Origin of the sequence: Subsaximicrobium wynnwilliamsii, from assembly GCF_007997225.1 — a bacterium.
GTDB lineage: Bacteria > Bacteroidota > Bacteroidia > Flavobacteriales > Flavobacteriaceae > Psychroserpens > Psychroserpens wynnwilliamsii.
On record NZ_VORM01000015.1, the window covers coordinates 1 to 22,768 of the forward strand.

Annotated in this window: 22 protein-coding genes; 5 read left to right on the top strand and 17 right to left on the bottom strand. The window is 39.8% G+C overall.

The genetic code is table 11. The features are described 5' to 3' along the window. Positions 1-436: 436 nt before the first annotated feature. The 10 genes from ESY88_RS12785 to ESY88_RS12830 all read right to left on the bottom strand — a co-directional run bounded on the left by ESY88_RS12785 (position 437) and on the right by ESY88_RS12830 (position 7,671). Entirely contained in the window at positions 437-1,606 is a 1,170-nt protein-coding gene (locus ESY88_RS12785) for a beta-ketoacyl synthase N-terminal-like domain-containing protein (protein WP_147087145.1), read from the bottom strand. A gap of 123 nt (positions 1,607-1,729) precedes the next feature. Next, positions 1,730-2,086, bottom strand: coding sequence for a putative toxin-antitoxin system toxin component, PIN family (locus ESY88_RS12790; protein WP_262713102.1), 357 nt, complete (start codon positions 2,084-2,086; stop codon positions 1,730-1,732). A gap of 36 nt (positions 2,087-2,122) precedes the next feature. After that, positions 2,123-2,338 carry a hypothetical protein gene (locus tag ESY88_RS12795; RefSeq protein WP_147087146.1) on the bottom strand — a complete coding sequence of 72 codons (216 nt, stop codon included), beginning with the start codon at positions 2,336-2,338 and terminating at the stop codon, positions 2,123-2,125. 165 nt (positions 2,339-2,503) lie between these two features. Further along, positions 2,504-3,769, bottom strand: coding sequence for an adenosylmethionine--8-amino-7-oxononanoate transaminase (gene bioA / locus ESY88_RS12800; RefSeq protein ID WP_147087147.1), 1,266 nt, complete (start codon positions 3,767-3,769; stop codon positions 2,504-2,506). A 141-nt stretch (positions 3,770-3,910) separates the two neighbouring features. Then, positions 3,911-4,525, bottom strand: coding sequence for a dethiobiotin synthase (bioD, locus tag ESY88_RS12805; RefSeq protein WP_147087148.1), 615 nt, complete (start codon positions 4,523-4,525; stop codon positions 3,911-3,913). Positions 4,526-4,693: 168 nt separating this feature from the next. Beyond that, entirely contained in the window at positions 4,694-5,104 is a 411-nt protein-coding gene (locus tag ESY88_RS12810; RefSeq protein WP_147087149.1) for a putative toxin-antitoxin system toxin component, PIN family, read from the bottom strand. Beyond that, positions 5,085-5,312: a hypothetical protein gene (locus tag ESY88_RS12815; protein ID WP_147087150.1), complete on the bottom strand. Its 228-nt coding sequence runs from the start codon at positions 5,310-5,312 to the stop codon at positions 5,085-5,087. The genes ESY88_RS12810 and ESY88_RS12815 overlap by 20 nt, the downstream gene beginning before the upstream one ends. Before the next feature lie 82 nt (positions 5,313-5,394). Further along, positions 5,395-5,829, bottom strand: coding sequence for a putative signal transducing protein (locus ESY88_RS12820; RefSeq protein ID WP_147087151.1), 435 nt, complete (start codon positions 5,827-5,829; stop codon positions 5,395-5,397). 17 nt (positions 5,830-5,846) lie between these two features. Next, on the bottom strand, positions 5,847-7,007 hold the full coding sequence (locus ESY88_RS12825; RefSeq protein ID WP_147087152.1) for an aminotransferase class I/II-fold pyridoxal phosphate-dependent enzyme: 1,161 nt from the start codon (positions 7,005-7,007) through the stop codon (positions 5,847-5,849). 136 nt (positions 7,008-7,143) lie between these two features. Next, positions 7,144-7,671 (bottom strand): hypothetical protein, encoded by a 528-nt coding sequence (locus ESY88_RS12830; RefSeq protein ID WP_147087153.1) that lies wholly within the window; start codon positions 7,669-7,671, stop codon positions 7,144-7,146. Between the two features lie 243 nt (positions 7,672-7,914). Here ESY88_RS12830 and ESY88_RS12835 point away from each other — a divergent pair, with 243 nt between their 5' ends. The 5 genes from ESY88_RS12835 to ESY88_RS12855 all read left to right on the top strand — a co-directional run bounded on the left by ESY88_RS12835 (position 7,915) and on the right by ESY88_RS12855 (position 11,390). Further along, positions 7,915-8,226: a DUF2975 domain-containing protein gene (locus tag ESY88_RS12835; protein ID WP_147087154.1), complete on the top strand. Its 312-nt coding sequence runs from the start codon at positions 7,915-7,917 to the stop codon at positions 8,224-8,226. A gap of 2 nt (positions 8,227-8,228) precedes the next feature. Beyond that, complete coding sequence (locus ESY88_RS12840; RefSeq protein ID WP_147087155.1) at positions 8,229-8,705, top strand: DUF2975 domain-containing protein; 477 nt, start codon at positions 8,229-8,231, stop codon at positions 8,703-8,705. Between the two features lie 2 nt (positions 8,706-8,707). After that, the gene (locus tag ESY88_RS12845) at positions 8,708-9,217 is read left to right on the top strand and encodes a DUF2975 domain-containing protein (protein WP_147087156.1); all 510 of its coding nucleotides are present in this window, start codon (positions 8,708-8,710) and stop codon (positions 9,215-9,217) included. A 2-nt stretch (positions 9,218-9,219) separates the two neighbouring features. Then, positions 9,220-9,429, top strand: a complete 210-nt coding sequence (locus ESY88_RS12850; protein WP_147087157.1) for a helix-turn-helix domain-containing protein — start codon at positions 9,220-9,222, stop codon at positions 9,427-9,429. 173 nt (positions 9,430-9,602) lie between these two features. Beyond that, positions 9,603-11,390 (top strand): M61 family metallopeptidase, encoded by a 1,788-nt coding sequence (locus tag ESY88_RS12855; RefSeq protein ID WP_317128683.1) that lies wholly within the window; start codon positions 9,603-9,605, stop codon positions 11,388-11,390. A 234-nt stretch (positions 11,391-11,624) separates the two neighbouring features. On the opposite strand, the gene ESY88_RS12860 is transcribed toward ESY88_RS12855, so the two are convergent. From ESY88_RS12860 to ESY88_RS12890, 7 genes are all read right to left on the bottom strand, one after another. After that, positions 11,625-11,918, bottom strand: a complete 294-nt coding sequence (locus ESY88_RS12860; RefSeq protein ID WP_147087158.1) for a F0F1 ATP synthase subunit epsilon — start codon at positions 11,916-11,918, stop codon at positions 11,625-11,627. Between the two features lie 75 nt (positions 11,919-11,993). Further along, positions 11,994-13,502: a F0F1 ATP synthase subunit beta gene (gene atpD, locus ESY88_RS12865; protein ID WP_147087159.1), complete on the bottom strand. Its 1,509-nt coding sequence runs from the start codon at positions 13,500-13,502 to the stop codon at positions 11,994-11,996. Between the two features lie 197 nt (positions 13,503-13,699). After that, the gene (locus ESY88_RS12870) at positions 13,700-15,358 is read right to left on the bottom strand and encodes an SGNH/GDSL hydrolase family protein (RefSeq protein WP_223270821.1); all 1,659 of its coding nucleotides are present in this window, start codon (positions 15,356-15,358) and stop codon (positions 13,700-13,702) included. After that, positions 15,340-18,111: a TonB-dependent receptor gene (locus tag ESY88_RS12875; RefSeq protein WP_147087160.1), complete on the bottom strand. Its 2,772-nt coding sequence runs from the start codon at positions 18,109-18,111 to the stop codon at positions 15,340-15,342. Before ESY88_RS12875 ends, ESY88_RS12870 begins: the two co-directional genes overlap by 19 nt. Before the next feature lie 200 nt (positions 18,112-18,311). Then, positions 18,312-20,159, bottom strand: a complete 1,848-nt coding sequence (gene glmS, locus ESY88_RS12880) for a glutamine--fructose-6-phosphate transaminase (isomerizing) (RefSeq protein ID WP_147087161.1) — start codon at positions 20,157-20,159, stop codon at positions 18,312-18,314. A 6-nt stretch (positions 20,160-20,165) separates the two neighbouring features. Next, on the bottom strand, positions 20,166-21,779 hold the full coding sequence (locus tag ESY88_RS12885) for a DUF4270 domain-containing protein (RefSeq protein WP_147087162.1): 1,614 nt from the start codon (positions 21,777-21,779) through the stop codon (positions 20,166-20,168). An 11-nt stretch (positions 21,780-21,790) separates the two neighbouring features. After that, on the bottom strand, positions 21,791-22,603 hold the full coding sequence (locus tag ESY88_RS12890) for a glycogen/starch synthase (protein ID WP_147087163.1): 813 nt from the start codon (positions 22,601-22,603) through the stop codon (positions 21,791-21,793). Positions 22,604-22,768 lie beyond the last annotated feature (165 nt).

Here is a 22,768-nt window from a genome sequence, read left to right on the forward strand (position 1 = left end):
CTAACAAACATGCGCTAAAAATAGAAAAATAGCGCTCTGGGACACCCATTTTTAACTAAAAAAAATCACAACTATTTGAATATAAATAACTTATGAATATTGACTTTTAAAATTGTCGAAAACAGGAAAACCATTCCATAGGGATTTGGGATTTAGGGATTAATGCTTAAAGATAAGCAGATTTTTGTTATGCTCACTTATTAATTCTTTCAACATTATTGACCGTTAAAGAAATCTACGAGGTGGTTTTAATTCGATTTTTTTAGGCTATTTGCGGTTTTTTAGACTGTGAGTCCTGTAATTTGTTATGATTGAACAGTTCTAATTTTATAAAAGTCAAAATACAATCACATTGCTTATCAGTTAGTTATAATCAAGTCTCGAATCTTATGTCTCGAAGCGAAGCGCCTGACTGCCGGTAGGCAGGGTCTTAAGTCTAAACCGCACTTTGTGGTCTTGAAAGCAAAATACTCACTGCATTACCACCAAAGCCTACGGCATTAATCATAATACGATTGATTTTTTCAGGTTTTTCAGACGCTAGATAAGGCACGGCAATACATTTTTGATGTTGTAACATGAGCAGCGCCATTTCAATGCTCAGTAAACCAGAAGCGCCAAGGCTGTGGCCAATCTTCCATTTATTGGTAGTCAACACTGGCATGCTGTTGTAAAAAAGGGTTTTTATGGCGTTTAGTTCCGCTTGATCGCCTTTGATGGTACCTGGCGTGTGGGTCACAATCACATCTATGTCTTCTGGCTTGAGATCGCCTAAAGCCATGCTCATGGAACGTTGAAAACAATCGGCATTGGTAGATAAAGACACATTGTGTTCTAGGAGTTCTGTAGCGTAGCCGATACCGATGATGTGAGCCAAAGCATTTGAAGCTTCGCCTTTTTCCAAACAGATTACGGCTGCAGCTTCACCCAGAACCATACTGTTTTCGGTCTTTTCGGGATTTAATGCCTGGTTGGGGAAATTAGAACTCTCAAGCTTGGGGTTTGCTCTAGAATAAATCTTGAGTGCCTGCATCTGCGCAATTGTAAAAGGGGTTAATGGCGCTTCACTACCACCCACTAAAAACTTGCCGCACATGCCTGCGTTCAGCCAAGCGATGCCATTGAGTATGGCGTGCAGAGCGGTGGAGCAGGTAATGGAATGGGAGATTTCTGGACCTTGGGTTTGCAAATCATGCGCCACCCAAGAGGAAATATTTCCCAGCGTCGTGGTGGGCGAGCTTAAGGTTTCCGCTTTCTTGTTTTTGAGAAATGCCTCGTGGTATTTCTCAAAAAGTGCGGTGGCACCGCGCGAAGAACCAATGTTGATTCCAAAATTAGCGCTGGGGTTCCACTTGGCATTTTTTACCGCCTGCCTTGAGGCGAAAATGGCAAAAAGCACCGAGTCGTCCAAAGATTTGTATTTGGAATCGGAATGTTTGAGTGCCTCTATTTCTTGTTGTAAGGCTTTCGGAAGTTGTGCCACCAAAACACCAGCTTTTTCAGTAAAGCAATGTTGGTCATTCAAATAGGAATCCCAAATGGCTTCGGGTGTGCTTCCCAAAGGGGAAATAGAGGATAATGCAGTTATTGAAATTGGCTGTTGCAATGAAGTTGGTTTTGGGCAAAGATATTGATTTGGGAGGAGTTTGGGGAGATGGATGTTAGTAATAACAATTTTAAAAAAGAAGGGCCAAAAACCTTTTAAATGAAATTTATTTAAACAAAGACGCTACAAAACTAAGAAATCACTAAGCGTCATGATTTTTGTTTTTTCAATGGCTTTTAAAATCAGTAAGTCTTTGTCTCCCGTTATTAAATAATCTGCTTTTGCGTCTACTGCAAGGTTTAATAAAAAGTTGTCTTTTTTATCTCTGCATATCGCAATACTGGATTCTACTTCTACTAGCACCCCAAATTGGTCTAAATATGCCAATATTTTCTCAATATCTTGTTTCGAAAAATAGACCTTAAATTTTGGTCGATTAACTACAGCAATAAACTCTTCAATTAATTCCGTGGAAAAAACCAGGGTTACCATTCCGGTTTCTAGTAGGTCGTCAATTTTCTTGAATTTTTTAGAAATCAAAAAACAATCCATAGATTTGTATCTAAGATCAGCTTTTTATTTTTCATATCTTGAAGTTCTTATTGCCTCAACTTCTTTGGTGATTTCTGCGATTGATAAGCTTTCTTCAGATTTTGTCCTTAGTTTTTCAAGGAGCTTTGAGAAATCGGATTTCTTAGAGACATTATTGATTTTAATCAATTTCAAATCAGCCAAATCTTTCAATAATTTTTTGGCTTTCGGATTTAAGATATTAATGCTAAGGGTTTCCATGGTTCTCAGGGTTTGTTAAATTTATGAATTAATTTGAATTTGTAGATGATGAACAAATAATTTCATGAACTTCCGCTCCAATTTTTGACCTGTCAAATTTCCTAGAATTAAAACTTCAGAGGTTTTCACAATCTGTGAGATCTTAAACCTGTTAGGTCTTAAAAATTAAACAATTTCCAAAGCCCCTTCAATCACTTCATAAACTTTATCGAGTTCGGCATCGCTTATCACATAGGCAGCTTGTATGTAAATGGTATTTCCTAAAGGGCGCAAATACACGCCATGTTCCATAAAGTGGTTATATAGGGTGTCACGAAGGTTGCCGTAGCGTTCGTTTTCGACGTCTAATTCCATAGCGAAAATGATTCCTTTTTGACGAATCGATGCCACTTTTGGGTGGCTTTTGATGCGCTCACCAAAGTCCTGATGACGTTCAGTAATGTGTTTGATATTGGTTTGAATGTCTTCCGAAGTCAATAATTCTATACAAGCTAAAGCAGCGGTGCAGGCCAATGGATTTGCGGAATAGGTGTGCCCGTGAAACAGCCCTTTATCCATCTCATCACTATAGAACGCGTCGTAAATTTTTTGGCTGCAACTGGTTATCGCCATGGGCATCAAGCCGCCGGTCAATGCCTTGCTGAGGCAGATGATATCTGGTTTGGTCTCCATATAATCGGAAGCAAAGTACTTGCCTGTTTTGCCAAAACCGGTCATCACTTCATCGGCAACGGTGATGATGCCAAACTCATTGCAAAATTTCAAGATTTGGTCTAATCCTTCCGCATCATGCATTTTCATCGCTGCGGCACCTTGAACCAAGGGTTCATAAACAAAGGCTGCGATGTCAAATTCCAATGCTAATTTGCGCAAATGGTCTAAGACCATGTCATGGTTGGTGTCATCTGGGGTTGGGATGCGCTTGACGTCCATAAGAAATTCTGCAAAAGGACCGTTATAGACCGAGAGTCCGCTCACACTCATCGCTCCCAAGGTATCGCCATGAAAACCATGTTCAAAAGCGACCAGCACATTGCGTTTTTGACTCTTATTGGAGTGGTATTGCAGTGCCATTTTTATTCCAATCTCAACGGCTGTTGACCCATTGTCGCTAAAAAACAGCTTGGTTTGGTTTTCAGGAAGAATTTTACAGAGGGCTTCAGAGAGTTTTATCGCGGGCTCGTGCGTAAACCCGGTAAATACCACTTGGTCCAAGACCTGCATTTGCTCAGCAACACGATTGGTAATGTAGGGGTTGCAGTGCCCGTACATGGAGGTGTACCACGAGGCAATAGCGTCGATATAGTTGTTGCCATCTTCATCGGTAAGGGTGCAGCCTTTGGCTTTGCTAATGGCAATGGTGTGGGGATGCAGCTTGTGTTGCGTCAAGGGGTGCCAAAGGTGTTTTTTATCGCGTTCTTTTAGAGTCATATCATTGTGCCACGCCTGCCTGTCGGCAGACAGGAAAGCGGGAATCTTTAGGTTGTTATATTAAATTTTGAGCAGACCTCATTTTGTTTTCAATGAAATGAAGCTTCAGGTCATGTCTTGTTTAGGCCACTACAAAAATAACTATTTTGTGATGCTTGCTTTTAATTTTTCAGCATATTCTAAAATCACGTTTTGGTCAAAATAAGGTTCTTCCTCAATTCTTCCAATCACTGGGACTTTACTCATGCTTGTTATGATATCTTCTGTGGAAGTGTTTTCATTTCCGCAGAAAATAATAGAGGCATCCAGCCCTTTCTGTTTCAGTAAATCCAAGGTCAACAAGCTGTGATTGATACTGCCCAGATAATGTCTCGAAACCACAATGACCTTATAATCGGGTTGGATGAGGTCGAGAATGGTTTGCGTTTTATTGATGGGCACCAATAATCCACCAGCACCTTCAATCACGAGATGGTTCTTTGTTTTTGGTGCTTTGATTTGTTCTAAATCTATGGTAACCCCATCAATATCGGCAGCAGCATGCGGACTCATGGGCGTATTGAGCGCATAAGCGTTTGGATGGAATTTCGATTTCTTGTTAGAAATGAGGCGCTGCACTTTCTGGGTGTCGCCATTATCAAGGTCGCCCGCTTGTATGGGTTTCCAGTAATCGGCCTGTAGTGCTTCCGTAATTATTGCGGAAACGATGGTTTTGCCAACATCGGTGCCGATGCCTGTGATAAAATAGGTGTTCATAATTAATTATTTATTGTTTGCCAAACCGCGAAAGCAGGTGGGTTTAAATGGTGATGATAAGCTTTTTGAAAATAACCGACTTTTTGGGTTTTAATTAGCATTAATGCGACGATTTATAGGTTTTCCTATCAGTTGACTATTTTAAAATCTTGTTGCTACTTTTATACATTACCTGTAGTCTTCCCAATACTTTTTTGGACTTACTATTTTGGTTTGTTCAAAAACCTTCATAGTAAAGTCATTAGTGTTTCCGGTTATAATAAAATTCGCATTCGAGATTTTTGCCAGTTCCAACAGTCGGTTGTCTGGTTCGTCCGCGATTATATTTAATTTATGGGTTGGTTCGTATGTTTCAGCCATTTCGCTTATCCTTGCGATTAGGAAATCGGCATTTGTTTTAAAATCAATAAAACCGGCGAATTTTGGTCTCCTCAGTACTTCAATATATTCTTGAAGCATCGCATTTGAAATACAAATAGTTGCATTTCCCTCGATGCAATAATCTAGAATGAGATAGGGATAATTTTTTTGAATTAAGGCAGAAACGATAACGTTGGTGTCAAGAATTACTTTTTGCATTTCTATGGGCTTTTATCTCATCGTTGATTTCCTCCATAGAGATTTTAGAAAGCCCAGATTTATCTGCCAGTTTGATACTTTTTTCAAGGGTTTGTTTTGTTATTTTCTTTCCGATAATCTCAATGAGTTCTGAAAATGTTAGCGTGTTTTTGTTCAAACCCAATTGGTTGAATTCAAAATCAGTTATTTGGAGGTTTATAGATTTCATAATAAAATGCGTTTAATCAAATTTACGAAAAATTAGGTGTTATTTCTTACCTCAGCCTTGCATCTAATTTCATCTATGCCCATCAAGCCGATTTCGGCTTCACATCTTCCACCGAAAATTCCTTTCCGCAGGCATCACATTCGTATTTGTAGAGCGTGTGGAAGGGCAAAGTGCCCGACACCAAACCAATAACAAAAGCCAATAATGATTTTAGACTGTCAATGGTGGAGTAGATTTCGATTTTCTCACTGTGACAGTTTGGGCAGTGAAGCGCGTTGCCATCATCGTCAAGTGCATATTGCTTGATGCTGCTCAAAATATATTGGGCTTTCATGGCATCTTTAGCCTTGACCCGCAATTTGACGCCACCAATGGCGTTGCTTACCAGCGGGTCGGTATCGATGGTAAAGCGATCCTGTAAAAAGACCTCAATGTCATCTGCCTCCAATCTGCCTTTGATAATTTGGGCTTCCGAAGAATATTGAAAGGTCGCTATGGTTTTAAAAGCGTCACTCATGGGTATCGCACTAATGGTTATGCACTTGTAAAGATAGCGAGTAACTGCAGTACTTTGCTAATCGCATCGCGAGAATTATAGGCGTGAATGCAAAATCGCAAACGTTCCTGGCCTTTGGGCACGGTGGGAGAGAGAATGGGCTTCACATCGAAACCGTTTTGCTGAAGCTGTTGCGCCAGCTTTTTGACCTTCTCATTTCCAGGAACCACACAAGATTGAATTGCCGAGTCACTGTCTAAAAACTGCTGCTCAAGTTTTAGACGTTTCAATTCCGCTTTAAAAAAATGGATGTTTTCCGCTAATTGCGCTTTCGCGGAAGGGTTTGCGGGTGGGTTTGACAATGCGGTATAAGCAAATTTTAAGGTCGCTAAACTGTGCGGCGGAAGCGCTGTGGTATAAATAAAAGCGCGGCAAAAATTGATGAGATAGTCCTGAAGCTTTTTGCTTCCCAAAACTGCTGCGCCATGGCAGCCCAAGGCTTTTCCGAAAGTGATGATTCTTGCAAAAACCTGGGCTTCCAACTCAAGTTGGGGGATGATGCCATTTCCATTTACGCCAAAAACACCAATGGCATGCGCTTCGTCCACAACCAATAGTGCGTTGTAAGCGTCGCAAAGGGCAGAAAGTCTCAATAAATCTGGCGTGTCGCCATCCATGGAAAACACCGATTCTGTAACCACATAGAGTGTATTAGTTTCGAATGCTTTGTTAAATTGCCTTTTTAATTTTTGTTCTAAATCTGCGATGTCATTATGCTTGAACTTATTGGCCTTGGCTTGACTCATCCCAATGCCATCGCGAATGGAGGCATGGCAGAATTCGTCGTAAAAAATAAGGTCGTTTCGCTGCGGTACAGCAGTGAAAAAACCCAGATTGGCATCGTAACCCGAATTGAAGATTAGAGCGCTTTCCGACTTATGGAAATCGCTCAGTATTGCTTCAACGTCTTCATAGAGTTTGTGATTGCCAGAAAGCAAACGTGAACCTGTGGCTCCGTTTTGATTAAGCTCATGTTCTAAAAGATAGCGATGTGCTTGGTCAAAAATGCTTTTCTCTCTTGAAAATCCCAAATAGTCATTGGAGGAGAAATCAATTAGCGTATTGGGCTGTCCCAAATGTCTAAAGGAACTTTCTGCAGTTCTTTGATCGAGTTTGTCTTGAAGTTTTTTAGGAAACATGTGCAAAGATAAAAAAGAACCTAGACCGCTGCGCTGTTAGAACCAAGAATCTAGACCAAAATTATGGTCTTAAAAAGTACAAAATGCCTGAAGTCTTATTTTGACTTCCAGCTAATACCATATTGAATCTATACTATTAATTCACATGCAAAATTTGCCCGTGGGTGCGGTAGTTGTCTTTGTCTACCCATTGGAAGTTGCCTTTTTCCGTGGCATCCAAGAGATTTATATTCAAGGCATCTGCTATGTGTGAGGCCACATCGAAGGCCTCTTTGGCGTCTTCGGTTCTGTGGACCGTTATTTTTTGATTGTTTTGCAAAAAGAGATTGAGCAGAATGACTGGTTGGGAATTGGTGGTTTCAGCGGTAACGATTCTAACGGTGATATGTTCCGTGGTATTGAACACCGAAATGTATTCTGGCTGGTCCAATGGTTGCCATTTTCCAATTTTAACGCCTAAGACCGAAATAATTTTCCGATAGGTTTTAGATTCTAAATCAATTTCTGAGCCTTCGGTTTTTAGAAGCATGTAGGCAAAGATTAGAGACACAATTCCGAAGATATTGAGATCTGCAAATGCGATAAGTGCGCCTGCGATAAAAAGAATGCCTAGTGCAATATGCCAAATAGGTAGTTTTTGGGTGTAGGCTATTATTTTGGTCATTTTGTGAATTTAGTGAAAAATTCAGAGTTTTTTAAAATTCCAAATTCCAAATTCCAAATTCCAAATTCCAGATGCCAATTGCTGTCTCTCCTGGTTTAAGCTTCATCGAATTTTTTTCGGTAAATTATCAATTAAAGACAATTAATTATTGTTTATCAATAATAATTAATATATTTGTTATCGAGAAACAATAATTACAGTCATGAGTAGTAAACAAATATTTAGTGTGATGAAGCTGTTGTCTTGGCGATTTGGTTGTTGAAGACCTCTATTTTTTATTTGGTCATCAAAGTCTTTTCAATACTAAGTCTAGACAGGCCTTTTGATTTGAAAGTGACAAGGCTGGTGTCTAAAATCGGGTATTTTGCTTTTTCCATGGGGATTGTCGCCTTGATTGCTGAAGGGTATAGCAAGGACATCTTAAAAAGAGGTGCAGTATTTCAATTCAATTGGGGCGCCTCAGAATACGTGTTTATGGCTGGACTTATTTACATTGTTGCTGTTTTATTTAAACGAGGGATTGATATTCAAACTGAAAACGAATTAACGATATAATCATGAAGAAACTTAAATTTTTGAATGGCTTTGTGATAGGCTTGATGGCTTTATTTGTACTAATTATTCTCGTTAACCTATATATAGGTGAGATTTCAAATTTTGGAAAAACCTTAAAAGGATCATACGATCAAGTTGTATTTGGCCAATGGACGCCTTACTTATATCTGCTTTTCTATGTGCCTATTTTGGTTGCTCTACTTTATATCCAACGAGGGCTTATGACAATTTTGAAGGATAATCTATTCAACATCAAAAGTGCAAAACGGTTTAAAATTGCATCAACACTACTATTCATAACAGGAGTTTTCGGTTTAATTTTCGATAGCATTTTATTTTTGAATTTAAAGGGAGTAGTCGGTTTCGGATATCTGGGGCAGGATGTGCTCATCTTATTTATTGGAATTATACTCAACATCGTTGCCGACATTATCGTTAACGGAAGCAGTCTAAAAACCGAAAACGAACTAACCATTTAATCATGAGAAAATTAACGATTTTAAAAAGTTTGGTAGACTTTATATGGATTATAACCTGCATCCCCTTGATCCCGATATTGCTGTTTTTTGCAGTTTACATCTTCATCAATGATGAAGCCATCTCATTGTTTATCAATTCGGGTGATGGGGCTATGGATTTTTCCTCAGTGTGGACGAAGGTGTTTTTGATATTACTTTTTGTTCTAATTTATGTGGTTATTTATTGTGTGTACCTATTCAGAAAAACACTGAGAACCTTTCAACAACGCAAGCCATTCTCGACTGCAGTTATTGATAATTTCAATACCATTGGAAAATTATTGGTAATTTCTGGAATTTCATTCTCGCTTTTAGTTTTTAGTTACAAGTTGGTTTTTAAAGCTAAATTTGAAATTAGTTTAGGTGTTACACCCTATTTGGGGATCGTGTGTTTAGGATTATTCTTTTTGGTCTTGAGCGAGGTGTTTAAAATTGCCAAAACGGCTAAAGAAGAAAACGAACTAACCGTATAGCCATGCCAATCCTCATCAATCTTGACGTCATGCTCGCCAAGCGAAAAATGCAAAGCAATGAATTGGCAGACCTCGTTGGCATTACAGCGGCCAACCTTTCGATTTTGAAAACCGGAAAAGCCAAAGCCATACGTTTTTCAACCTTGGAAGCCATTTGCAAAGCCTTGGATTGCCAACCTGCAGATATTTTGGAGTTTCACGAGCACCCATGAATTTGTGGTTATCAATAGACCTGAATCCTAAATCCCTCCAGAGGGTTTTATTCCCCGGGCCTCCCTCGAAATACAAAGAACAGCTTTCAATGCGTACCTCATGGGTTTGCCCCGAGCTTATGGATTACTAAACCTAAAAATCGTTGTATCTTGGAAGCTTAAAATCTTATGCTATGATGCGCTATTTTTTCGGTTTGGTATTTATTGTATTCACGCTTAAGCTCCAAGCCCAAGTGGCTTCAAATTACACGATTTCCTTTGAGAATGCTGTTCAGCACGAGGCACAGGTAAAAGCGGAGTATTCAAATTTGAAGTCCGATACGGTGACCTTGTCCATGAGTCGCTCCTCACCTGGCCGTTATGCATTGCACGAGTTTGCCAAGAATGTTTACGACGTGAAAGTGACCAATGCCAATGGCGACACATTAACAACTACCCGTCCGAATCCTTATTCTTGGCAAGTCACCGGTCACAACGGAAGCATCAACCTAAGCTATACCGTATTTGCCAATCATGGTGACGGCACTTATGCGCAGGTCGATGAAACCCATGCACATCTCAACATGCCTGTGGTATTTATGTATGTTCCTGAACTTTCAAATCAAGAGATAGAAGTTACTTTTGAGCCTCGAGAGGATCTCAATTGGAAGATTGCCACCCAATTGAAACAGCAACAGGGAAATAGGTATTATGCCAGAGACTTGCAGTATTTTTTCGATAGCCCAACGATATTGGCCAACTATAAAAAACGAAGCTTTAAGGTGGGCGATCAAAACATAAATTTGGTGTTGCATGACGAAGAAGCTTCTGAAGCGCAAGTGGACTCCTATTTTGAGGACCTTAAAAAAATTGTGCTGGAACAGAGGAAGGTTTTTGGTGAATTACCCGCTTACGATTATGGCGAGTACACCTTTCTCGCTTGTTACATGCCCAATGCGACTGGCGATGGTATGGAGCACCGAAATTCCACAATAGTCACCAGCACCACGAGTTTGGCAAATGGTGGCATTAAAGACAACATTGGAACCGTGGCGCACGAGTTTTTTCACTGTTGGAATGTGGAGCGGCTCAGACCACAATCTTTGGAACCTTTTGATTTTTCAAGAGCCAATATGAGTGGCGAACTTTGGTTTGCGGAAGGCTTTACCAGTTATTACGATGATTTGTCAATGGTTCGCTCAGGCGTGATTACGCCAGAAGCCTACATCCAAGGTTTGGTAGGCACATTCAACTATGTGTGGACGTCGCCCGGGCGCCAGTTTTTCAATCCGATTGAGATGAGTTATCAGGCGCCTTTTGTGGATGCTGCAAAATCGGTTGATGAGACCAATCGGGAAAACACCTTTATTTCCTATTATTCCTACGGAAGCAGTTTGGGATTGGCATTGGATTTATCGCTTCGGGCGGAAGGCTTGAACCTGGATGATTATATGAAACGGATGTGGCAAGACTTCGGTAAGACAAACACATTCTACACAATCGAAGATTTACACCAAACGCTAAACACTTACGCAGGCACGGATTTTGGAGACGCATTTTTCAGCAACTCTATTTATAAAAGCGGGATGCCAGATTATGAAGCTTTACTGAAGCAGGTTGGCGTTGTATTGGAAACTAAAGATGAGATTGGTTTTGGAGCCTATGTGCGGGATCAAGTGATCCTGAGCAATCCGAAAATGGGGACATCGGCCTATAGCTCCGGATTTCAAAAAGGCGACACCTTGTTGCAATTGGATGCGATTCGTTTGGATGGAAGCGTTAGCCTTAATTCCGTATTGAGCACGTTTAAAGTGGGCGATGTAATCGCTATACGCTATAAACGCTTCGGAAAAGAAAAAAAAACCAATTTGACCGTGCAAACCGAACGCACTTACGCACTTTCATTGATCCCAAGCACAGACAAGGCATTCACTAAAAAAATGGAGCAGGGCAGAGGGGCGTGGTTGAAGCAGTCTGAATAGTACAGAGTATTAAGTATTAAGAATTTAGACAAGAGAAAATAGAGGCTAGAGTTTAGAGGCTAGAGTCTAGAGACTAGACGCTTTTGTGACGAACTGAGAAACTTCAGAATAAGAAACCAATAAATCCTATCAGTTGGGCAGTCTTTAGGCTATGTTCTAAAACAGAAAACTCCTATAAAAAAAACGTCACACTTATTAGGCGCGACGTTTTTTATTTTTGTGTTGGGATTGCGCTTAATCTACTAAGAGAATCACTTTATTATCTTTCATTTCGATAGTGCCAGAATGAATTTTGACCGTTAGGGTCTTGGCATCTGTGGTGCTTGGAATGACCAATGCGTGTAACTCTTCCATATCAATGGCGGATGCATTGCTCAACTTGATTTTGATAGTGCCTTCAGCTAAAGTGGCAACAATGGCGGCGTGATTGTTCAATAGTTGAAACTCACCATCTATACCGGGAACGATTACAGACTCCACGTCGCTGCTCAATAAAGTGGCTTCTGGAGAAACGATTTCTAAATACATATTTTTTAAGTCTTCAGTTTGCAGTCTTCAATCTTGAGTCCTGCGAACTGCAGACTGTGGATTGAAGACAGATATTTATACTTCCGCCAACATCTTATCACCAGCTTCTATAGCTTCCTCGATAGTCCCTTTAAGGTTAAAGGCAGCTTCTGGTAAGTGGTCCAATTCACCATTCATGATCATGGTAAATCCTTTGATGGTTTCTTTGATATCCACCAAAACGCCTTTCAATCCTGTAAACTGTTCTGCCACGTGGAAAGGTTGCGATAAGAAACGTTGCACACGTCTTGCGCGATATACGGCTTGCTTATCTTCTTCAGAAAGTTCTTCCATACCAAGAATCGCGATGATGTCTTGTAATTCTTTATAACGTTGTAACAACTCTTTGACGCGTTGTGCACAATCGTAATGTTCTTTTCCTAAAATATCGGCAGTTAAGATACGTGATGTAGAATCCAAAGGATCTACCGCTGGATAAATACCTAGCTCGGCGATTTTACGAGACAATACGGTTGTAGCATCTAAGTGGGCAAAAGTAGTTGCAGGAGCTGGATCTGTTAAATCATCTGCAGGTACGTAAACCGCTTGTACAGAGGTAATAGAACCACGTTTTGTTGAGGTAATACGCTCTTGCATGGCACCCATTTCTGTTGCCAATGTTGGTTGGTAACCTACCGCAGATGGCATACGACCCAAAAGTGCCGATACCTCAGAACCTGCTTGTGTAAAACGGAAGATATTATCTACGAAGAATAATACATCTTTCCCTTGGCCTTCGCCAGTACCGTCACGAAAATACTCTGCAATGGTCAATCCTGAAAGGGCCACACGAGCACGGGCTCCAGGTGGTTCGTTCATTTGACCAAATACGAAAGTCGCTTTAGACTCCTTCAATGCGGTTTTATCGACCACAGATAAATCCCATCCGCCTTCTTCCATGGAATGCATGAAATCGTCACCATATTTGATAATGCCAGATTCTAACATCTCACGAAGTAAATCGTTACCCTCACGAGTACGTTCACCAACACCGGCAAAAACCGAAAGTCCACCGTGACCTTTGGCAATGTTGTTGATCAATTCTTGTATCAATACTGTTTTACCAACACCAGCACCACCAAAAAGACCAATTTTACCACCTTTTGCATAAGGTTCAATCAAATCGATAACTTTGATACCGGTAAACAATACTTCTGAGGATGTGGAAAGGTCCTCAAATTTTGGTGCCTTTCTGTGGATAGGCAAGCCTTTGTCTCCAGATTTTGGTAAGTTCCCAATGCCGTCAATGGCATCTCCAATAACGTTGAATAAACGTCCGTAAACGGCTTCGCCAATTGGCATTTGAATTGGTGAACCAGTTGCAAATACTTCAGTACCTCTGCTTAAACCATCGGAAGAGTCCATGGCAATGGTACGAACGGTATTCTCGCCAATATGCGATTGTACCTCCAATACCAATAAGGAATCATCTTGATTTTTGATCTCTAAAGAATCGTAGATTTTTGGGAGTTCTACACCAGCTTCGAATTCAACATCGATTACTGGGCCAACTATTCTAGCAACTTTACCTGTAACTTTTGACATTACTTATGTGTTTAATGTTTAGATATTTCTTCGGAATAAAATGCGTTTCAGAGGGAACTGATTACACACGTTTTTCGCGCTGCAAAGATAGACGTTTTAATTTAAAATGAAAGTTTATATTTTGGCTTTTTCAAGCACAAAAGCACCATCTTTCATTACTATAGAAAGATGGTGCTTTGTATTGATAATAATCAGATTCAATTTATGTATAAACCAGTATAATCAATAGGGTTTACAGTTGGTAAATTTGAACCGTACTTTGTGTTAATGAGCCCTATCATTTGATTTGCAATTACAGCGTATCCTCTAGGTGATGGATGGACGCCGTCTAAAGAGAATGTGCCTCCTGTTACATAATCGGCAGTCAAGAATGCACTTCCCGCTTGGAATCCATTTGAAGCAACACCACCAAAAAACGTATTCACGTCAAAGAATGCTAAGTCATATTGTGTTGCTAAATTGTTTATTGTTTGATTGAAAGCAGCTGTTGCATTTTGAATTTCAGTGAGTTCTGTAGGAATAACAACCCATTTATCTGCCAAAGGTAGTGACACACCTTCTACTGCAAATTGATTTGCTAAGGCCTCTGGTAAACCTGAAGCTTGTAGGAAATCTGCTTGTGCTTCGTTAACTGTACCAATTATTGACGAACTAGGTAATACTAATAGATCATTAGCATTAGCTTGCCTTGCTTGGCCATAGACAGCTCCAAATAAATTAGCTACAATAGGCGCTGCAGCAGCTGGCAATCCAAAAGATTGTACGAATGCAGGGAACGTTGGGCTAGCGTTTAAGACCGCTTCAATTTGAGCAGATAAGTCCATTAAACTTTCATCTTTTATTACTACTGCACTAGCAGCTGTTTGAGAAAAAACGATTTGGCGATCTGTAGCATTAGGAATGCCTTGACTTTCTAGAAAAGCAAATACCTGGTTTAATTGGCCGAAGATGCCATTCAAAGTCGGGATTTGCGGTCCAAAATCTGGATCAGCAGGACTTAATGGAGCGAATGGTACCGTTGTAAAATAAGGTGCATCTGTGACATTTGGGATATTGGCAATAATTCCATTTGGGGTATTTGTTGCTAATGAGGCAACTATTGCGTTCATAGCACCATCAAATGTGGCCTGATCTGTTATTGGGTCATAATCAGGAGAATCAATATTGCTTTCTCCGCCTGATGCAGCATAGCCTAACACATCATTATTACCTATCCATAATGAAAAGAATGTTGGGTTTTGAGCCAATGCATCTTGTAACACTGATGCGTTTGGCGTTGACGCCATTCTAATAAAGTATGGATTTGCAGTTTCTGAGACTAAATTAGCTATGTTTCCATATCCTGTTTCTAATAAATCAGAACTTTTTGCTCCTGGAACTCCCATGTTATTAAATGGGCCAGAAATAACATTGGTTATGTCTGTTGTTGGAGTTCCACTTACGGGGCCGGGTGTTTGACTTGCTGGATTAAATATGAGTCGAGGCCCTGCAATTTGTGTTCCTGCTAATAATAGTCCTCCTACATTATCATTAATTAATGGTTGTGTAAAATTACCTCCACCTGCTAAAGCGAATTGCTGCGCTAAAATATTGGGAAAAGACGCTTCTTGACCTCTCATGAATAAAGTACCATCAGAGAATCCTGCTGTTAAAGAGTTTCCTACGGCAACAAAAGTTGTGAAATCTGCTGTTCCGCTAGTATAAACTGGGGAAGGCGCCGTTTGGGTTTCTGGGATTAGTGGGTCAGAAAGTGAATCGTCGTCACTTTCACATGCTGTAAATCCTATTAAAAGGATGGCTAAGAGCCATATATTATTTAATTTCATAGTTGTATTTTTTATTGATTGATTGTCCATGATACAAAGTATTGTGCTCCCACTTGTCCAGCACCTGGCGCACTCACGTAGTCATGCGAAAGAATATTTGCACCACCAACCTTAAACATTGATTTAATTGAAGGTACAGCGAAGTTTACTTGCGCATCTATAATGTTTCGTGCTGGTAAAATACCATCAGCAAATGTAGATTGCCATAAATAATTATCATTCCATCTCCAGTTGACATTGAATCCGAAGTTTTTCAGCAAATCGGTTTTACCAAAAGATGCTTTTACTTTGTGCTCAGGCGTATTGAAACTAGTTTCAAAATCAGGATCTTGGGACTGATCGAAATCTAATTTAGCATAGGTATAACTCACTCCAAAGTCAAAACCATTTAAGACACTGGTTTCTACACCTATAGAGCCACCGTAAGAATTAATTTCTGCATCTGAGTTTGTATACGTTTGATAGGCTTGAAAATCTCCATTCTGTAATGCCAATAATGACAATGTGTTATCTCCAACCTCTCCATACAAAGGTGTTATCACTGTTCTATTGGAGATAAAATCTTCGTATGCGTTATAGTACACACTCATGTCAATTACAAATCTGTTGACTTTACCCCTATACCCAACTTCATAGGCCGTGACTTTTTCTGGTTTTACCAAATTCACGTTGGCAGCTTGTGGGTTTCCGGCTGCTATTGAGGCTCTGCTAAATGCGTTGGAGTATGCATCTCCACCATTTAGTTGAACCGTGTTTGCTCCAACAATATTTTGTCCTGAAGCACTTAATTGAGAACTAGTAGCGGTATAACGATCTAAGTTATCAAGAGCAGAACCAACTAATATGGCACGTCCAGCGTTGAGACCTATAAATAAATCTTGTGTTGTTGGGTTTCTAAAACCTGTTTGGAAAGAGCCACGTATGTTATGGTTGTCGTTTTGATCGGCAGTATAATTAAAAGATAATCTAGGGGATAAAAAACCATCAAAAAATTCAGACTTGTCATATCTAATAGATCCTGTTAGTTTTAAGCGGTCATCCACTAATTTTTTCTGAATTTGGGTATATGCACCATATTCAATGTATTCAATAGGACCATCAAAATCTGTATAAATGGTTCCTCCTGAATTGAGCGAGTATTGTCTCCAAGACCCTCCTACTTGAATGTCTGCGAAATCTATGACATGGCCAAGATTGTAATTGACATCTCCATGATAAATTTTTGAGTTATCGGTAAATTTAGAACCTGTTGTTAAATCGCCATCTGAAGTTATTCTATCAAAAGTTTCTTCAAACTCGGCGGTTCCAGGCAAAAGTCGTCCTGTGTCTGCTGCAGCTCTAGCTGCTAAGTGTGCTGCATCGATTTGGCCTTCAGTGGGATTTGCGAAAATGCCTTGGCCTGCCAAATTGCCAATAAAGGCACCGGCGTATTCTGTAAACCACTGCCTGTCTGCTTTCCATGCTCTGTTAATATTTATTCCTGTAAATCGCGAATCGTACGAATTACCTGATTTTTCTGCTGTGGTGTAAATTCTTGCAAAGAAATTCTTGTTTCTTACTTCCAATTTATGCTGCTGCATAAAGAAGTCTTTGATAGAATATCTATTAGCCCCTTGATAAATTGTACTCCCTCTACCTATTTTAGAATTCAAAATGATTTCAAAATCGTTCGCCCAAGGCTTAAAATGCAAAGAGAAATCGGCTTTTAAGCTTTCGGCATTATAATCCATAAGGTCGCGTTCTTCATACCCTGTTCTACTTACAGTAGCTGCGCCATAATTGGTCAATACAGGAATCGGTAATGCACCAGCTGCTATTTCATCGAAATCTAAAGGTGTAGACACCTCATCACCATAAATATTTAATCCATCAAAAGAAGGATCCAACCTTGTTTGGCCAGGATCGTTAAAGTCTCTATAGTCTGTGGCGAACCACTCTGTACCGTTAAGAAAGGATACAGACGCCTTGGCTGCAAATTTATCAGAGAATGCCTTTGCTACTCTTATGCCTGCATCTACAAAATTATTATCTCCTGCATTATCACTAGAAGTTATTCCTGTTTTCGCGTAGAAACTGACCCCTTGATGATCAAAAGGATTTTTACTGGTCATGAACATGATACCGTTGAATGCATTCGCTCCATATAAGGCAGAAGATGCACCAGGTAAGAGTTCAACGCTGTTAATATCAAGTTCAGACATTCCCAAAAAGTTTCCTAAAGCGAAATTTAAGGCAGGAGACGAGTTGTCCATACCATCAACCAATTGCATAAATCTAGTGTTTGCGAAAGAAGCAAAGCCTCTAGTGTTCACAGACTTAAAGGTTAAACTGCTCGTATTCATGTCAACGCCTTTGAGATTTTCTATACTATCAAAGAATGATGGTGAAGATGCACTCTTGATATCCTTCAAACCAAAACGTTCTACAGTAACGGGCGATTCAAAAATACGCTCAGGAGTTCTAGAGGCAGAGATGATTACCTCATCTAAAGACGTACCTTCAGCCATTGAGAAATCGATGGTTTGACCGTTTTGTGTGACTTCTTTAGTTATGGTTTCAAAACCAACGCTACTCACTTGAATTGAAAATGGCGGTTGCTGATTGATTGTAAGCGTGTAATTTCCATCAAAATCGGAAATGGTCCCAGATGATGTGCCCACTACGATAATATTGGCACCTGGTAAGGGTTGGCCAGTATTATCTGTGACTTTACCTTTTACTGTAGTCTGTGCGAAAGTTAGCGCACAACACAACAGCATCATAGTTTTCAGAATTGTTTTCATTTTAGGGATTTAGTTATTTGGTTAATTTTAGTAGAGCAATATAAATAATTTAATGAGATAGCCATCAAAAATGTTCAAATAATTATGCGTGCATAATAGTTTTTAACAAAATACGGCTAAGATATCTGATAATATGACAAAATAAAAGCCGAATATGAAACATTTCACATTCGGCTTTAGGGTATTGATTTGTTTTTAGCCTACTCTACAGTAACTGCTTTTGCCAAATTTCTAGGCTGGTCTACGTTTCTTCCCAACATTAAGGCGATGTGGTAAGACAATAGTTGTAATGGGATCGTGGTAAGTAGAGGAGACAAAGACTCCAAAGATTCTGGCACCTCGATAACGTGGTCTGCCAATGCTCTTACTTGTTCATCGCCTTCAGTGACGATACCAATGATTTTACCTTTTCTAGACTTGATTTCTTGGATGTTGCTCACTACCTTTTCGTAATGGCCTTTTTTGGTGGCAATCACGATTATAGGCATGTTCTCATCAATCAATGCGATCGGGCCATGTTTCATTTCGGCAGCAGGATAACCTTCGGCATGTATATAGGAGATTTCTTTTAGTTTAAGTGCACCTTCCAAAGCTACGGGAAAATTGAAACCTCTTCCGAGGTACAGCATATTTGGTGCATCCTTATAAATTGCAGCAATCGATTTTACCAGATCGTCTGATTCCAATGCTTTTTTAACTTTGTCAGGGATCAACTCCAATTCTAGCAATTGAAGTCTATAATCTGAACTTGAAATAGTCCCTTTGGCGCGCGCCAATCTTAGCGCAATTAAAGTAAGCACTGTAATTTGGGTAGTGAATGCTTTTGTTGAGGCCACACCAATTTCTGGGCCAGCATGGGTGTAAGCACCTGCATCTGTTTCCCGCGCAATAGTAGACCCTACCACATTGCAAACACCAAAGACGAAGGCGCCTTTAGATTTTGCTAGTTTGATGGCAGCCAAAGTATCTGCTGTTTCACCAGATTGGGAGATGGCAATTACCACGTCTTTTTCGTAAATGACGGGGTTTCGGTATCTAAACTCTGAAGCATATTCCACTTCAACTGGGATTCTTGCCAAATCCTCAAAAATATATTCTGCTACCAAGCCGGCATGCCAAGACGTGCCACATGCGACAATGATGATGCGATCGGCATTGAGAAAACGCTTCATGTTATCTTCAACCCCGCTCATTTTAATGATGCCTTTGTCGCTCAACAAGCGTCCTCTAAAAGTGTCGAAAATGGCACTAGGTTGCTCATGGATTTCCTTGAGCATAAAATGATCATAGCCGCCTTTTTCAATCTGCTCCAAATTGAGTTGTAGTTCTTGGATATAAGGATCTACCAAGGTGTCGTCCTTTATTTTTCTAATCTTCACACCTTTATGACGTCTTATAACGGCCATTTCTTCGTCTTCGAGGTAGATGGCACTTTTGGTATATTCAATAAAAGGAGACGCATCACTGGCTATAAAGTATTCATCGTCACCAACACCAATGGCCAAGGGGCTTCCTAGTTTTGCGACGACGATTTCATTAGGTTTGTTTTTGTCAAAAACCGCGATGGCATAAGCGCCAACAACTTGGTTCAAAGCAATTTGAACTGCTTTTCCCAATTTGAGATTATCATTTTTTTGAACGTCTTCTATAAGGTTGACAAGGACTTCGGTATCTGTTTCAGATTTGAAGGTATAGCCCCTTTTAATAAGTTCTTTTCGCAGGGAATCGTAGTTTTCAATGATCCCGTTATGGATGATCACTAAATTTCCAGAGTTGGAATAATGTGGGTGTGAATTCACATCGTTTGGCACACCATGTGTCGCCCATCGTGTATGGCCAATGCCTAAGTTGCCTTTCGTTGAAATTTCACTTTCAATTTTATGTTCTAGGTCGGCAACCTTGCCTTTGGTCTTGCATAATACAATATCATCGCCGTCATAAAGTGCAATACCTGCGCTATCATAACCTCTATATTCAAGCCGTTTTAGACCCTTCAAAATGATTGGGTAAGCTTCTCTATGGCCAATGTAGCCAACAATTCCGCACATAAAATTTTAGTTATTAGGTTCTGTATAAAAAATCTCCAAATAAAGCTTCTTGGCTTCATTGGTAGTGTTATTGCCATAAAGCACCGTGCCATTTGGTGATAGCACTGAACTGATTGGCGCTTTCAAATCAGAATCATCAGTGGTAAGTACATCAGATTGCATAGCGTTGCTCTCTAAATTAACATTTGTGGAGACTGCAATGCCCAATTTGACATTGGTGGAATCTCTCAACAGCAAATTGTTGATGTGCTCTGTAATTCGCATTCTGTATTTAATTCCCTCGCCGTTTGGTTCATTGCCTACACGCTCTAAAACTCCCAGATGGCCTGGTCTTGAAAACCTTGGTATAGTGCTATTGGCTTGGTCAAAGAAATAATCCACCAAGGGTCTATTGTTTTTCATATCATACAAATAAAGACGAAAAGGTTCTTGGCCATTCACTAAGTTTTGATTGACATGAAATATCAGGTTGGCTTCGTTGACGAGCTTTGTTTGGCTTATAAATTTTCCGTTGGCATCAGTTTCCACAAAGTCTTTTTTAAAGGCTTCAAAGCTATTCTCTCCAGCGGTATCGTCTAAATCCTCACCGTTGAATAAATTTATTTCAGCTACAGACCCTGCTCCTCCTTTGAGATAGAGATTTTCGTCGCCGGTAGTGGCGTTGCCATTAGGTATTGAAAAATCGTTTGATAGAAAGTTGGCCCGGTTTGGGCCAAAATTGATGGCATATTCAAATTCTAAAGGGTCTGCATCTGCATCTTGTGCTGGTCTGGTGTAATTAATCGTGATATTGGCATTGGTAGAGGCCAAGTTTAATAAGACCATGCTCCCAGTATTGCCAATTTGCTCTACCTTGAAATAAAGTCCTCTAAAATAATTATTGAAATTACTCGCATTTTCTAATTCAGGCTCACCTTGCTTCGCAATGATTTTATCAACCCAAAAGGCTTCGGGCAATACAATGCGTAATGAGGGAGCTAATTTAGAAGCATCCTCACCATCTTCCTCAATTGTGATTTGACTTGGGTCTGGAACAAAATTTTCGATTTCGTAAAGAAGCTGGTTCTCCAATTGGCCACTATTGATCATATCCAACCCAGTGTCTCGGTTGGAGTAATAGTTTTGCGATTCATTGGTAGTAGAATTGGGTTTAAAGTCGCGTAAAAAGTAATTATTCTCAAAAATCTTTAAATTCACAGCGCCGCTGCCATAGAGCGAATCCAATCTATAGATTGTCTCGCCTTCGGCATTAATTTCGGTAGGCGTGCTAAAATATGGAATGGTAAGCACTACAGAGGTTACTTCAACATTTTCGCCAAACGTAGGATTGAATGTAGATGGCCGCATTTGGGTCACAAAACTTGCTGTGGTAGTGCCGTAATTGGGATCATTATAAACTCCGAGGATATTTATGGGTAAATTATTGGTCTGCACTGGATTTACCGCCTTGGTAAAGGCGATGACATCATATTTGTTTGAGTCGGTGCCAAAGTGGGAGGCATTGTCGTTATTAATGATGTCAGATTCTAAATCGGCAAAATCTCTTTCACAAGCGATGAAGCAAGTAGATACTAAGCCGATTACGAATAGGTATTTGGAGGCAATTGATGTCGTTTTCATGTACGCTTTACTTAATTATTAAGTACTTTGGTGTTATAGAATTCAGAATATTGATCTGAAAAATCTTCGATTGGATAATAATCCAGAACCGGTTGTTCTATAGATTTGAGGTGGGCTTCCAGTTCTTCCGGAAGTTCCTGAGAACCTCTAATTATGGCGTCGGAATTATCTATGGCCACTTTCATGAGGTTGTTGTAAGTTGGGTTTTCCAAAGCTTTGATGCTGTTTTCATCGAGATTGTCAAACCTGATTTTCTTAATCATGTTCTTATCTAACGTCCCTTCAAAGCTTTGATTGTACACAGAGGTCACAATTTTACTTTCAGTAAATAAAGGTTCTGTCTTATAAAATTCTTTGAGATATAAAGGTAAAAGTGACGCCAACCAACCATTGACATGAATAATGTCTGGCGCCCAGTTGAGTTTCTTGACGGTTTCAATAACGCCTTTAGCAAAGAAAATGGCACGCTCATCATTATCTTTAAATAACTGGCCATTCTCATCGGTCAAGGTCGCTTTTCGTTTAAAATACTCTTCATTATCAATAAAATAAACCTGGATGCGTTCTTTAGGGATAGATGCTACCTTAATGATCAATGGCATATCGAGATCATTGATCACGAGATTGATACCAGATAAGCGAATGACCTCATGAAGTTGGTGTCTTCTTTCATTGATGTTACCATAACGAGGCATAAAAATTCGTATCTGTCCGCCTTGCTTATTTACCATTTTTGGTGCTTCAAATGACATTGAAGAAATTTCAGTTTCTGGCAAATAGGGTACTACTTCAGACGACACATACAATATTCTCTTATCTTTCATTCGATTATGGTTTATTCTATTACTAGGGGTTTTAAGAGCAATCTAAAAAACAAAATTGGTTGTGAAACCAATCTTTAATATCGATTTGCAATCTTGATTCTTATTTATGGACACAAAATAAAAAACATGCAAAATTACAAAAATTTATGCATATTGTCCTTAAAA

Excerpts from the sequence above, each read along its gene's own strand:
- ESY88_RS12795 (WP_147087146.1), bottom strand. The coding sequence starts at position 2,338 with ATGGAAACCCTTAGCATTAATATCTTAAATCCGAAAGCCAAAAAATTA.
- bioA (WP_147087147.1), bottom strand. The coding sequence starts at position 3,769 with ATGACTCTAAAAGAACGCGATAAAAAACACCTTTGGCACCCCTTGACG.
- bioD (WP_147087148.1), bottom strand. The coding sequence starts at position 4,525 with ATGAACACCTATTTTATCACAGGCATCGGCACCGATGTTGGCAAAACC.
- ESY88_RS12810 (WP_147087149.1), bottom strand. The coding sequence starts at position 5,104 with ATGCAAAAAGTAATTCTTGACACCAACGTTATCGTTTCTGCCTTAATT.
- ESY88_RS12815 (WP_147087150.1), bottom strand. The coding sequence starts at position 5,312 with ATGAAATCTATAAACCTCCAAATAACTGATTTTGAATTCAACCAATTG.
- ESY88_RS12820 (WP_147087151.1), bottom strand. The coding sequence starts at position 5,829 with ATGAGTGACGCTTTTAAAACCATAGCGACCTTTCAATATTCTTCGGAA.
- ESY88_RS12825 (WP_147087152.1), bottom strand. The coding sequence starts at position 7,007 with ATGTTTCCTAAAAAACTTCAAGACAAACTCGATCAAAGAACTGCAGAA.
- ESY88_RS12830 (WP_147087153.1), bottom strand. The coding sequence starts at position 7,671 with ATGACCAAAATAATAGCCTACACCCAAAAACTACCTATTTGGCATATT.
- ESY88_RS12840 (WP_147087155.1), top strand. The coding sequence starts at position 8,229 with ATGAAGAAACTTAAATTTTTGAATGGCTTTGTGATAGGCTTGATGGCT.
- ESY88_RS12845 (WP_147087156.1), top strand. The coding sequence starts at position 8,708 with ATGAGAAAATTAACGATTTTAAAAAGTTTGGTAGACTTTATATGGATT.
- ESY88_RS12850 (WP_147087157.1), top strand. The coding sequence starts at position 9,220 with ATGCCAATCCTCATCAATCTTGACGTCATGCTCGCCAAGCGAAAAATG.
- ESY88_RS12855 (WP_317128683.1), top strand. The coding sequence starts at position 9,603 with ATGATGCGCTATTTTTTCGGTTTGGTATTTATTGTATTCACGCTTAAG.
- ESY88_RS12860 (WP_147087158.1), bottom strand. The coding sequence starts at position 11,918 with ATGTATTTAGAAATCGTTTCTCCAGAAGCCACTTTATTGAGCAGCGAC.
- atpD (WP_147087159.1), bottom strand. The coding sequence starts at position 13,502 with ATGTCAAAAGTTACAGGTAAAGTTGCTAGAATAGTTGGCCCAGTAATC.
- ESY88_RS12870 (WP_223270821.1), bottom strand. The coding sequence starts at position 15,358 with ATGGACAATCAATCAATAAAAAATACAACTATGAAATTAAATAATATA.
- ESY88_RS12875 (WP_147087160.1), bottom strand. The coding sequence starts at position 18,111 with ATGAAAACAATTCTGAAAACTATGATGCTGTTGTGTTGTGCGCTAACT.
- glmS (WP_147087161.1), bottom strand. The coding sequence starts at position 20,159 with ATGTGCGGAATTGTTGGCTACATTGGCCATAGAGAAGCTTACCCAATC.
- ESY88_RS12885 (WP_147087162.1), bottom strand. The coding sequence starts at position 21,779 with ATGAAAACGACATCAATTGCCTCCAAATACCTATTCGTAATCGGCTTA.
- ESY88_RS12890 (WP_147087163.1), bottom strand. The coding sequence starts at position 22,603 with ATGAAAGATAAGAGAATATTGTATGTGTCGTCTGAAGTAGTACCCTAT.